Source organism: Citrobacter telavivensis, assembly GCA_009363175.1.
In the GTDB taxonomy this organism is placed as follows: Bacteria; Pseudomonadota; Gammaproteobacteria; order Enterobacterales; family Enterobacteriaceae; genus Citrobacter_A; species Citrobacter_A telavivensis.
The window spans coordinates 4534284-4546824 of record CP045205.1; the positions used below are offsets into that span (position 1 = coordinate 4534284).

Below are 12541 nucleotides of genomic sequence, written 5' to 3' on the forward strand. Positions count from 1 at the left end.
TCCTCAGGGACGTAATAGTGTTGATCCATCAAATATCAATGCATAGAAAACATTATGTTTCGCAAGGAGGATTATGCGGTGTCTCCAGTGAAAGGTTCAATTATTCTTTCCCTTCAGTCCGAAACCGGACAATAATAAAAACCAGGAAAACGCTTAATTGAAAAACACATAAAACCATATAAATCAATGCAGTAGATTAAAAATAAAAGTAGAACTCATATAGTAAATCAATACTTAACACAGCGATAGATAACAATAATTAATAAATAAACACTCAATAAATTTAAATGCCAGCACATTTAAATAAATAGATATTTCAAATAAACAAAAAAAATGAATAAAATATCAAAATATAAATATCTAGCTATTCATATCAAAAAATTGCCAGGTCATCCCATTTATTTATCAATAAAACAAAATCATAAGGCCCATTTTCGTAAAACACTCGCACACGGCTTCAGGTATACTATGGCCTTCAATTTCACAAACATCAGGCATCTCATGACAGACTTAATCCATCGCCCTCGCCGTCTGCGCAAATCTGCAGCGCTGCGCGCCATGTTTGAAGAGACAACACTCAGCTTGAACGATCTGGTGTTGCCGATCTTTGTTGAAGAAGAACTCGACGACTACAAAGCAATTGAGGCCATGCCCGGCGTCATGCGCATCCCGGAGAAACACCTGGCGCGCGAGATCGAACGTATTGCCAACGCCGGCATCCGCTCCATCATGACCTTTGGCATCTCTCACCATACTGATGACACCGGTAGCGACGCCTGGAAGGAAGACGGTCTGGTGGCGCGGATGTCGCGCATTTGCAAGCAGACCGTACCGGAAATGATCGTGATGTCAGATACCTGCTTCTGCGAATATACCTCCCACGGTCACTGCGGCGTGCTCTGCGAGCACGGCGTGGATAACGATGCAACACTGGCAAACCTCGGTAAGCAAGCCGTTGTCGCAGCAGCAGCAGGCGCAGACTTCATCGCCCCTTCCGCCGCAATGGATGGACAGGTGCAGGCGATTCGTCAGGCGCTGGATGCGGCAGGCTTTACCGACACGGCCATCATGTCCTACTCCACCAAATTTGCCTCTTCGTTCTATGGTCCGTTCCGTGAAGCGGCAGGCACCGCGCTGAAAGGCGATCGCAAAACCTATCAGATGAACCCGATGAACCGTCGTGAAGCGATTCGTGAATCGCTGCTTGATGAAGCGCAGGGCGCGGACTGCCTGATGGTAAAACCGGCGGGTGCCTATCTGGACGTGCTGCGTGATATCCGCGAGCGCACGGAACTGCCGCTCGGCGCGTATCAGGTCAGCGGCGAGTACGCGATGATCAAATTTGCCGCCATGGCGGGCGCCATTGATGAAGAAAAAGTGGTTCTGGAAAGTTTAGGTGCCATCAAACGCGCTGGCGCGGATCTGATCTTCAGCTACTTCGCGCTGGATCTGGCAGAGAAGAAACTCCTGCGTTAATTTTTCCGTTACCTTGCCGGATGGTCTCGCCATCCGGCCCTTCCCCAAAACGTCACCCAAACGTCATACAAGCGACACTTGCCGCTTCTACTGTCAGCACAGAACAGAAGGAGATGCGGCTATGTTTAGTCTCGATAACGTACTCAACGACCTTTGGCCTGAGGCGAGGACCGCGCCCTGGCAAAAAAAGATGCTTCAGCGCGTATTGTATGAAAAAGAGTTCCAGCAGTTTGCCGCCCGCCACCGTCATCTGAAAGGCGTCGATATGGTGGAGCAGGTCCTGGAGCATCTGCAAATACGCTGTGAAATCCCCGAGCATCACATCGAAAACATCCCCGAAAATGGCCCCCTGGTGATTATCGCCAACCACCCCACCGGCGCGCTGGACGGACTGGCGCTCATCTATGCCCTCTCCCGCGTGCGTCGTGATATCAAAGTGGTGACCAACCGACTGCTTTCTCATCTGGAACCCCTGCGCTCGCTGTTCATCCCGGTAGACAATATTCAGGGACGGACGCCGAAATCGTCGTTACAGCAAATGGATAGCCACCTGCAGGCTGGCGGCGCGCTGGTTTTCTTCCCGGCGGGTGAAGTCTCACGGCTGACGCTGCAAGGGATCGCCGAGCGCCGCTGGCATTCCGGGTTTATCCGCATGGCGGAAAAGTACCGGACGCCGCTGCTACCGGTGCATATCCAGGCTTACAACAGTCCGCTGTTCTATGCCTGCGGGCTGGTTTCTTCCAGCGCCACGCTGCTGCTGTTAATGCAGCAAATGTTTCGCCGTCGCGATAGCACGCTGCCCGTACGCATCGGTCAACAGATTGCCTGGACACAGTGGTCCGCGAGCAAAAGCAACGTTCGCGAACAGGCGGAAAAGTGTCGAAAGCATGTAATTGCGTTGGGCAAAGGCCGACCTGGCGTTTTTCGCACCGAATCGACGATCGCCCCACCGGAAAACAGAGCCCGACTGAAACGCGAACTGGCACGAACGGAATGTCTGGGGCAAACCGCCGATGGCAAGCAGATTTACCTCTGGCAGCGCAACGGGCAGGAGGAAGCGACGATCCTGCGCGAGTTGGGGCGACTGCGTGAAATCGCTTTTCGCGCCGTTGGTGAGGGTAGCGGCAAACGCAGGGATATCGATCGCTACGATGATGACTATCTGCATCTGATCTTATGGGACGAGGAAGACCTTGAGATCGTCGGTGCTTACCGGTTCATTCCCTGTGCGCAGCAGCAGAAAAAGCAGGGGCTGGAGGGACTCTACAGCCACAGTCTGTTTGATTACGACGAGCGGATGTCGGACATCATGCAGTACGGTATTGAACTGGGACGCAGCTTTATTCAGCCGCGCTATTGGGGACGTCGCGGGCTGGATTATCTCTGGTCCGGAATCGGTGCCTGGCTGGCACGTAACCCGCAGTATCGTTACCTGTTCGGGCCGGTGTCTATCTCCGGGGGATTGCCGCCGGATGCGCGCGATCTGCTGGTGGCCTTCTATCGACTATGGTTCCCGCCGACGCATCCGCTGGCCGTTTCGCGCCAGCCGTATCCCGCTTCGCTGCCAGATGTGCTGGCACAGTTTGCGGGCAACGATTATCACGACGATCTGACGCGGCTGAAGTCGCTGCTGGGCAATCTCGGCTGCGGCATTCCACCGCTCTATAAACAATACTCAGAGCTCTGCGAACCCGGCGGCGTGCAGTTTATCGATTTCGGCAGCGATCCGGATTTTAACCACTGTGTAGATGGTCTGGTGCTGGTGGATTTAACGTATCTGAAGGCTAACCGCTATCAGCGCTATATTGGTGAGCACCTGTGATTTTTGCCGGGTGGCGGCTTCGCCTTACCCGGCCTACAGTTCGTAAGTCTGATAAGCAAAGCACCATCAGGCAATCAGCCCTACCGTTTCACAGGCCTGATAAGCAAAGCGCCATCAGGCAATCAGCGCTACAATTTCGTAGGCCTGATAAGCAAAGCGCCATCAGGCAATCAACGCTACAATTTCACAGGCCTGATAAGCAAAGCGCCATCAGGCAATCAGCCCGCGCGAAAATAAGGTTTGTCCCCCAGGATCGTCGCCCGGTGCATGATGCGCCGCTGTGGCAGGTAATCCGCATTTGCATAATGCTGCGTCACGCGGTTATCCCAGATAGCCACGTCATTTGGCTGCCAGCGCCAGCGCACCTGAAACTCTGGTTTCGTAATATGCGCAAACAGGAAGCCGAGCAGCGCCTCACTTTCTTTTTCCGTCACATCGACAATGCGTGTGGTGAAACCTTCGTTGACAAACAGCGCCTGCTTACCACTCACCGGATGGGTTCGAACCACCGGATGCAACAGCGGCGGATGCTTCGCCACCGCTTCACGCCAGCGCTGATGCTCCTCTTCTGTCTTACGGTACTTGTATTCCTGGAAGGATTTACGGAAGTCATGTTCCGCCCGCAGACCGCTCAACAGTTGGCGAAACGGTTCCGACAGCGCCTCATACGCCGCAATGCCGCTGGTCCATAACGTATCGCCGCCGGTTGACGGTAACGCCTTTGCCGCCAGGATCGCCCCGGCAGGCGGTGTCTCAATAAAGGTGACATCGGTGTGCCAGTTATCGTTATCCGGTGGATTATCGTTGTGCGTATCCAGCACGATAATCTCCTCCACGCCTTCGGCATGGGGATAGACCGGATGAATGTGCAGATCGCCAAAGCGCTGAGCCAGCGCGCGCTGCTGCTGTGGCGTGATAGCCTGTTCGCGCAGGAACACCACCTGATGTCGCAGTACCGCATGGTAAAGCTGCTCAAACTGATTGTCGCTCAGCGGACGGGTCAAATCCGCCCCCGCGATCTGCGCGCCGATGTACGGCCCCAGCGGGGTAATGCTCAGACGTTCACTCATTGGACTTCTCCATGCCAGGGCGTCAGGCGGCGCTGAAGCGCGCGCAGACCCAGTTCTAAAATAAAAGCGATAATCGCAATCACCGCGATCCCTGCCAGTACCACATCGGTCGCCAGAAACTCACCGGCCGACTGCACCATAAAGCCTAACCCTCTCGTTGCCGCAATCAGCTCCGCCGCCACCAGCGTTGACCAGCCCACACCGAGTCCAATGCGTAATCCTGTGAGGATCTCCGGCAGCGCGCCCGGCAGGATAACCAGCCACAGCACCTGCGCCCGGCTCGCGCCCAGCGATCGGGCGGCGCGGATCCGCACCTGCTGGGCGCTCTTCACGCCGGCCAGCGCAGACATCGCGACCGGGGCAAAAATTGCCAGGTAGATCAGCAGGATCTTGGACGTTTCACCAATCCCGAACCAGATCACCATCAACGGCAAATAGGCCAGCGGGGGTACCGGACGATAAAGCTCAATTATCGGATCGAGAATGCCGCGTAGCGTCGGGCTGAGCCCCATCGCAATCCCGACCGGAATGCCGAAAGCCACCGCGGCCAGCAGCGCCAGCACGATGCGGGTCAGACTGGCGGCCAAATGCTGCCACAGCGTGGCATCCATAAATCCTTGCGGTCCGGCGATGGTGATAAGCTTTTGCAGCACCTGGTCCGGCGGCGGCAAAAACAGGGGGCTTATCAGTTGCAGCGCCGCAACCGTCCACCACACCGCCAGAATCACCGTCAGCGTCGCAAGGCTCAGGGTTATCTGGCGCGAGAACGGCCAGCGCCACTTCAGCGGCCGTTGGCGCGGTTTGTCGTTGATCACCACACTCATGAGAAGGCCTCCCGTTGTTCAAAGACACGGCTTAAGACGTATTCGCGGGTCGCGATAAACTGTGGATCGGACTTAATGCTGCGGCTCGCTTCACCTGCCACAAAACGGCGGGCAAAGGTCAGCGGCAAACGCTCCAGTACCCGGCCAGGTCCTGGGGACAGCAGCACGAGTTCGGTCGCCATAAACACCGCTTCTTCAATATCATGCGTAATCAGCAGCACCTGCTTGCCGGTCTCATGCCAGAGTTTCAGCAGCAGGGTTTGCATCTGTTCGCGGGTAAAGGCATCCAGCGCGCCAAAAGGTTCATCCAGTAACAACAGCTGCGGATTCGCCGCCAGCGCGCGGGCAATACCAACGCGCTGGCGCTGACCGCCGGAAAGCTGCCAGATAAAACGTTTTCCCGCCCCCTCCAGCCCCACTTTTTTCAACATTTCCTGCGCGATGCTGACACGCTGCGCTTTCCCGATGCCGGCCAGTTGCAAGCCCAACGCGACGTTATCCTGCACGTTGCGCCACGGCAGCAGCCCTTCATGCTGAAACACCACGCCGCGCTCCGCCCCCGGTCCGTCGACGCGTTTACCTGCCAGTTGAATACTGCCGTGCTGATACGGCACAAATCCGGCAATCAGGTTCAATAGCGTCGTTTTGCCACATCCCGACGGCCCCAATACCACCAGCAGTTCACCGCTGTCGAGCGTCAGATTAATATCTTCCAGCGCCGGTTTACCGCCGTAATCGGCATACAGATGAGAGAGTTGCAGCATCAGCGCCTCCTTTATTGCACGAAGCGATCGGTGACGTACTGGCTGTAATCGCTTGCCACCGCAGGCACCTTGCCCTGCTCTTTCAGAAACTGCGCGGTGTCGATAATCGCTTTGTTCACCGGGCCGGTCAGTTCAGCCGTCTGCTGCTGAGGTGTGAGATAGGTATTACCTTTCACCAGCCCCGGCACATCGGCTTCCGGCACGCCGCTCAGGCGCGACAGCTTGCTGATGTTCTCCGGCTGTTTCAGCCATTCGTCGGGATTCGCAATATAGGGCTGCTGCGCGTCGATGGCGCTTTTCGCGAAGGCTTTCACCACCTCCGGATGCTTCTCGGCAAAGTCTTTGCGCACCACCCACACATCAAGGGTTGGAGCTCCCCACTCGCCAACTTTTTCCGAGTCGGTCAGCACCTTGCCGTCTTTTTCCAGAGCGTTAACAGCGGGAGCCCAGACATAAGCCCCGTCAATATCCCCGTGCTGCCAGGCGGCGATAATCGCCGGCGGCTGCAGGTTCACAATCTCCACCTGACCGGGTTTGATCCCCCAGTGTTTCAGTGCCGCCAACAGGCTGTAGTGGGTGGTGGAGATAAACGGCACGGCGATGCGTTTGCCGATCAGGTCCTCGGGTTTGCTGATACTTTTCTTCACCACCAGCGCTTCGGAGTTACCAAGTTTTGATGCCAGCAGGAAAACCTCGATCGGCACCTGCTGACTGGCGGCAACCGCCAGCGGACTGGAGCCGAGATTGCCGATCTGCACATCGCCGGAGGCCAGGGCGCGCACAATGCTCGCGCCGCTGTCGAATTTACGCCAGTCGACGGTAGCCCCGCTCTCTTTGGCGAAGGTGTTATCCGCCTGCGCCACTTTCGCTGGCTCGGCGGAGGTTTGATACGCGACGGTGACGTTCACCGCCTGCGCCTGAAAGGTGATGAATGCCAGTGCGGCAAGAAGTGTATTACGCGATGAACGTGCCATATTGTCTGCTCCCTTGTCTTGTTATGGAGGCAGTATTTCGTTGCGGTCGGATTTGATAAAGGAATTAAAAATTCTTGCTAAGAACAAAGCGTTTTTAGAAAAAAAGCGGGAATGGTTAGCGATTTTGCGCATGTTGAGACAGATGTAGTGTCGTAGGCCGGATAAGCGTAGCGCCATCCGGCATGGGCTGTTGACATGCGTCATGTCGTTTCTGGGAAGTGTTCCGTTCGTCTTATGTTTCTTACCGTGGGTCAGGTGTTTTCATGTCACTTCATCAAAGGGTTCCGTTCGCCCTACGAACCGTGATTCTCTGGACGTAAATTTCCCGCGAACGTGTTAAGGAGGCTCGTCGCCGCCTCCTTAACAATCCTGGCTCCCGGCAGGAAAATTGTCGCTTCGCGATACCCTCCGCTTATTCCTTCAGGCTACCGGGCCGGGCACGACTCAGCATCCCTGCTTCGCGCGCCCTGAACCCGCATCCTTGCGGGTTCTCCCGGCCTTACGGAAACGCGTCGGCAATTTTCAGCCGGCCCCATCCACACCTGTCCCTCTCTGCGGTTTGCTTTTTTTACAGCGAAATGAATTTTCCTGAAAGGCAGAGAATCGAAGCGATGCCGTTGGTCCGGCGTGAAAATCGATGAGCCGTTGACGGCTGACCGGGTCCGCCCGCAGGGAAGCGGGCGGAGGGGACGGCCTGCAGGGATGCAGGCTCGGCACCGACCCGAAAGGCAGACGGCATAAGGCGAATGGACCACAACGTGGCGATTTTCCTCGCCGGGAGCCGGGATTGTTAAGGGCGTGGCGGAGAACGCCCTTAACACGTTCGCGGGTGAGTGAGTTCCAAAGAAACAATGAACACAAGGCGAACGAAACCCTTTGATGAAGTGACATGAAAACGCCTGCCCCCTGCGCCCCCAAATATTGCCATTTTGTTACATTCATTCCATAACTGTACCTGATTGATTGCCAGCGCAGCGGCGCCAGGCATCATAGAGTCATTATCCGGCAAGAGAGCAAAATCATGATACGTGTGGTGCTGGTGGACGACCATGTGGTGGTGCGTTCTGGCTTTGCGCAATTACTCAGTCTCGAAGAAGACCTCGACGTCGCAGGCCAGTTCAGCAGCGCAGCGGAAGCCTGGCCTGCTTTACTGCGCGACGACGTTAACGTTGCGGTGATGGATATCGCCATGCCGGACGAAAACGGTCTGAGCTTACTGAAACGCTTGCGGGCACAGAGGCCGCAGTTTCGCGCCATTATTCTCAGTATCTATGACACGCCGACCTTCGTGCAGAGCGCGCTGGATGCGGGTGCCAGCGGCTATCTGACCAAACGCTGCGGGCCGGAAGAGTTAGTGCAGGCCGTTCGTTCCGTTGGCCTGGGCGGGCATTATCTCTGCGCCGATGCGCTGCGGGCGTTGCGCGGCGGCGAGCCATCATCACCCGTGCTGGCGGAACTGACCCCGCGCGAACGGGAAGTGTTTGATTTACTGATCAAAGGCGACAGCGTTAAGGAAATCGCCTTTAAACTCGATCTCAGCCATAAAACGGTGCATGTCCATCGTGCCAACGTGCTGGGCAAACTGAACTGCCACAGCACCATTGAGCTGGTCCATTTCGCCCTCGACCACCAACTGCTGGCGGGACATTGATGTCACGCAACCTCCGCCACGCCGTCATCTCGCTGTTTATTGTGCTGGCATGGGGCACCGGCTGGCTGATGCTGTGGACGCTCGGTTTTTATCTGACCCATAACGGCCAGCAGGCGGCGCTGTTCCTGCCGCACGGTGTCTATCTGGCGCTGTTGATCCTGCTTTCACGCCGCTATTGGCCCGCGCTGGTGCTGCCGCCGATGCTGATGCTGCTCTGGCTGCACAGTGAGCAACTGCTCAATGGCTATATTCTGCTGGCCACGCCGCTCATCAGCGTGATCCCTGCCAGTCTCGCGCAGACCTTCTGGTACCGTTTCCCCCTTTACTGGCAGCGGCTGACGCTGCTGCTGGCCACGGTAACGGCGGCCTCATTGCTCAACGCCGCCCTGCTGTCACCGTTTGTCAAAAGTCCGGCGATGCTGCTCGGCCTGGCGTCATTTACCGGTGGGGTACTGCTGACGCCGTTTGTCTATCTGATCTTCGAGTTTCTGCGCCAGCAGCATCGCTATCACCTGCTGGGGCTGGACACCAATAATCCGCCGTTGCGTACCTCGTTAATCATCTGGTGCAGTCTGTTTTTTATCATTGGCATTGGTACCCAGATGGTGCTGTCGCCAGAGATTGAGCGCCTGCTGCTGATCGTGGTGTTTCTGCCCAATGTAGTCATGGCGTGGAAGTTCGGCTGGCAGGGCGGCGTGCTCTCAGGGCTGCTGGGCAGCATGATGATCACCATCGCCCGCCAGGTCGGCGTGGGGTTCAGCAACCTGGTTGAACTGGAGATCTTTCTCGCGACGCAGTCGCTGCTCGGCATTGGTCTGGGGATCGCTATCAGTCGTCAGCAACATCTGGCGCAAAACCTGCACCATTACCGCCAGCGCCTGGAGGCGGAACTGGCGGCGCGGCGGGCGCTGGCCGAGAAGCTGGTGCATACCGAAGAAGATACGCGCAAGAGCCTGGCGCGCGAGCTGCATGACGAGATTGGACAGAACATCACCGCCATTCAGATCCAGTCGCAGCTGGTGAAACGGGCGCACGATCCGGCGCAAGCCCAGGCCGCCGCCAGCCAGATCAACGATCTCGCCCGACGGATCCACCACTCTACCCGCCAGTTGTTGCGCCAGCTTCGCCCCCCCGCGCTGGACGAACTGTCGTTCAAAGAGGCGTTGCTCCATCTGCTCAACGAGTTTGCCTTTACAGAGCGCGGTATTCGCTGCCAGTTTGATTATCAACTCACCGCCACGCCCGAAAATGAAACGGTGCGCTTCACTCTCTACCGGTTGTTACAGGAGTTGCTCAACAACGTCTGTAAACACGCCAGAGCCAGCGAGGTGCGGATTGTCCTGCGTCAGCAGGGAGATGTGCTGCATCTGGACGTGACCGACAACGGTGTGGGGATCAGTGCCGACAAAATGGCCGGTTTTGGCATTCAGGGGATGCGCGAGCGGGTCAGCGCCCTCGGGGGCGAACTGGCGCTGGAGTCGCGGCACGGTACGCGGGTAAGTGTTAACTTGCCCACAAATTTGCAACAAATCGCCTTCTGACCAGGAAAAAGTCCTAGTCACTCCGGACTTTCTCTCATCCCCTTTTGATTTCTCTTTCTTATAGTCAGCAAAACGGAGACGGCTATGCACGCAGGCGCAGCATCTGAAATCAATCAACGGTACCGCACGCTGCGTCCGCGACTGCTGATGTGCATGGTCATCGGTTACGCCGCGTTTTATCTGACGCGTAAAAGCGTGAACTACGTGCTGCCAGCGCTGCAAACCGATCTCGGGCTGGATAAAAGCGACATTGGGCTACTGGGTTCCCTGTTTTATCTGACCTACGGCCTGTCGAAATTTACCGCCGGACTATGGCATGACAGCCACGGACAGCGTGGGTTTATGGGCGTAGGCCTGTTCGCCACCGGCCTGCTGAACGTGGTGTTTGCCTTTGGTGAGTCGCTGACGCTACTGCTGGCGGTCTGGACGCTCAACGGATTTTTTCAGGGCTGGGGATGGCCCCCCTGCGCTCGCCTGCTGACCCACTGGTACTCGCGCAACGAACGCGGCTTCTGGTGGGGCTGCTGGAATATGTCTATCAACATTGGCGGGGCGATTATCCCGCTAATCAGCGCCTTCGCCGCTCACTGGTGGGGCTGGCAGGCCGCGATGCTGATGCCAGGGATAATCAGCATGGCTCTGGGAATCTGGTTAACGCTGCAACTAAAGGGCACGCCCCAGGAAGAGGGGTTACCGTCCGTCGGCAACTGGCGTAACGATCCGCTGGAATTGCGCCAGGAGCAGCAAAGTCCGCCGATGGGGCTGTGGCAAATGCTGCGTACCACGATGCTGAAAAACCCGATGATCTGGCTGTTGGGCGTTTCGTATGTGCTGGTCTATCTGATCCGCATTGCCCTCAACGACTGGGGCAACATCTGGCTGACGGAAAGTCACGGCGTCAACCTGCTCAGCGCCAACGCCACGGTGATGCTGTTTGAAGTAGGCGGTCTTCTCGGCGCGCTGTTTGCCGGCTGGGGTTCGGACCTGCTGTTTAGCGGTCAGCGGGCGCCAATGATTTTGCTGTTTACGTTGGGACTGATGGTCTCCGTCGCCGCGCTATGGTTGGCGCCGGTTCATCATTACGCCCTGCTGGCAGTCTGTTTCTTTACGGTGGGCTTTTTTGTCTTTGGCCCACAAATGTTGATTGGCCTGGCGGCGGTGGAATGTGGACACAAAGCGGCGGCAGGTTCAATCACGGGTTTTCTCGGCCTGTTCGCCTATCTGGGGGCAGCGCTGGCGGGCTGGCCTCTGTCGCTGGTCATTGAACGCTACGGCTGGTCGGGAATGTTCAGTTTGCTCTCGGTCGTCGCGGTACTTATGGGTTTACTGCTGATGCCGCTGCTGATGGCGGGCATCACCACCACTCTCAGTCAAAGGATAAAACAATGAAAATGACCCTTACCTCTACTCTGATTGCCTCCGCCGTTGCGCTGGCGACCTTATCGGGCGCGGCGCACGCCAAAGGTCGTCTGGTGGTCTATTGCAGCGCCACCAACGAGATGTGCGAAGCAGAAACCAAAGCCTTTGGCGATAAATATGACGTGAAAACGTCGTTTATCCGTAACGGCTCCGGCAGCACGCTGGCGAAGGTCGATGCCGAGAAGAAAAACCCACAGGCTGACGTCTGGTACGGCGGCACGCTGGACCCGCAGTCGCAGGCCGGTGAAATGGGTCTGCTGCAGCCGTACAAATCCCCGAACCTGGAACAGGTGATGGAGAAATTCCGCGATCCGGCGAAAGTGAAGGGCAACCTCTCGTCGGCGGTCTACGTGGGGATCCTCGGTTTCGGCGTCAACACCCAGCGCCTGAAAGAGAAAAATCTGCCGGTGCCGAAATGCTGGAAAGATCTGACCAAACCGGAATACAAAGGCGAAATTCAGATTGCCGACCCGCAAAGCTCCGGCACTGCCTACACCGCGCTGGCGACGTTTGCCCAGCTGTGGGGGGAAGATCAGGCCTTTGATTACCTGAAACAGCTGAACGCCAACGTCTCGCAGTACACCAAATCCGGTATTGCCCCGGCGCGTAACGCCGCCCGCGGTGAAACGGCCATCGGCATCGGCTTCCTGCACGACTACTCGCTGGAAAAAGAACAGGGCGCGCCGCTGGAGCTGATTTCTCCGTGTGAAGGTACTGGCTATGAGATCGGCGGCGTCAGCATCCTGAAAGGGGCACGCAACCTCGACAATGCCAAACTGTTCGTCGACTGGGTACTGTCGAAAGACGCACAGGAACTGGCATGGAAGAAAGGTAAGTCCTATCAGATCCTGACCAACACCACCGCCGAAACCTCGCCGAACTCGCTGAAACTCGACGACCTGAAGCTTATCAACTACGACATGGATAAATACGGCTCAACAGACGTCCGTAAGGCGCTGATCAATAAGTGGGTCAGCGAAGTGAAGATGGGTAAATAAGC

The 12541-nt window shown here is 56.7% G+C and carries 11 protein-coding genes and 1 pseudogene; 8 read left to right on the forward strand and 4 right to left on the reverse strand.

Annotated elements, in window-relative coordinates; genetic code table 11:
• Nucleotides 1-501 precede the first annotated feature (501 nt).
• Together hemB and GBC03_24155 are read left to right on the forward strand one after the other, a co-directional pair.
• Nucleotides 502-1476, forward strand: a complete 975-nt coding sequence (gene hemB, locus GBC03_24150) for a porphobilinogen synthase (protein QFS73075.1) — start codon at nt 502-504, stop codon at nt 1474-1476.
• A 121-nt stretch (nt 1477-1597) separates the two neighbouring features.
• Nucleotides 1598-3298 (forward strand): GNAT family N-acetyltransferase, encoded by a 1701-nt coding sequence (locus GBC03_24155; protein QFS73076.1) that lies wholly within the window; start codon nt 1598-1600, stop codon nt 3296-3298.
• Nucleotides 3299-3516: 218 nt separating this feature from the next.
• On the opposite strand, the gene tauD is transcribed toward GBC03_24155, so the two are convergent.
• Genes tauD through tauA form a run of 4 tightly spaced genes read right to left on the reverse strand, consistent with a single transcriptional unit; the run spans nt 3517 to nt 6930 of the window.
• Nucleotides 3517-4368, reverse strand: a complete 852-nt coding sequence (tauD, locus tag GBC03_24160; GenBank protein QFS73077.1) for a taurine dioxygenase — start codon at nt 4366-4368, stop codon at nt 3517-3519.
• On the reverse strand, nt 4365-5192 hold the full coding sequence (gene tauC, locus GBC03_24165) for a taurine ABC transporter permease TauC (GenBank protein QFS73078.1): 828 nt from the start codon (nt 5190-5192) through the stop codon (nt 4365-4367). Before tauC ends, tauD begins: the two co-directional genes overlap by 4 nt.
• The gene (gene tauB, locus GBC03_24170) at nt 5189-5956 is read right to left on the reverse strand and encodes a taurine ABC transporter ATP-binding subunit (protein ID QFS73079.1); all 768 of its coding nucleotides are present in this window, start codon (nt 5954-5956) and stop codon (nt 5189-5191) included. Before tauB ends, tauC begins: the two co-directional genes overlap by 4 nt.
• Before the next feature lie 11 nt (nt 5957-5967).
• Nucleotides 5968-6930, reverse strand: a complete 963-nt coding sequence (gene tauA, locus GBC03_24175; protein ID QFS73080.1) for a taurine ABC transporter substrate-binding protein — start codon at nt 6928-6930, stop codon at nt 5968-5970.
• 388 nt (nt 6931-7318) lie between these two features.
• On the opposite strand from tauA, the gene GBC03_24180 reads away from it, so the two are divergent.
• The 6 genes and pseudogenes from GBC03_24180 to GBC03_24205 all read left to right on the forward strand — a co-directional run bounded on the left by GBC03_24180 (nt 7319) and on the right by GBC03_24205 (nt 12539).
• On the forward strand, nt 7319-7522 hold the full coding sequence (locus GBC03_24180) for a hypothetical protein (GenBank protein QFS73081.1): 204 nt from the start codon (nt 7319-7321) through the stop codon (nt 7520-7522).
• An 85-nt stretch (nt 7523-7607) separates the two neighbouring features.
• Nucleotides 7608-7724: pseudogene (locus GBC03_24185) on the forward strand (transcriptional regulator).
• Nucleotides 7725-7951: 227 nt separating this feature from the next.
• Nucleotides 7952-8581, forward strand: a complete 630-nt coding sequence (locus tag GBC03_24190) for a response regulator (GenBank protein QFS73082.1) — start codon at nt 7952-7954, stop codon at nt 8579-8581.
• Nucleotides 8581-10122 carry an MASE1 sensor histidine kinase gene (locus GBC03_24195; protein ID QFS73083.1) on the forward strand — a complete coding sequence of 514 codons (1542 nt, stop codon included), beginning with the start codon at nt 8581-8583 and terminating at the stop codon, nt 10120-10122. Before GBC03_24190 ends, GBC03_24195 begins: the two co-directional genes overlap by 1 nt.
• Nucleotides 10123-10206: 84 nt before the next feature.
• Nucleotides 10207-11511: an MFS transporter gene (locus GBC03_24200; protein ID QFS73084.1), complete on the forward strand. Its 1305-nt coding sequence runs from the start codon at nt 10207-10209 to the stop codon at nt 11509-11511.
• On the forward strand, nt 11508-12539 hold the full coding sequence (locus GBC03_24205) for an extracellular solute-binding protein (GenBank protein ID QFS73085.1): 1032 nt from the start codon (nt 11508-11510) through the stop codon (nt 12537-12539). Before GBC03_24200 ends, GBC03_24205 begins: the two co-directional genes overlap by 4 nt.
• The last annotated feature ends 2 nt before the right edge of the window (nt 12540-12541 follow it).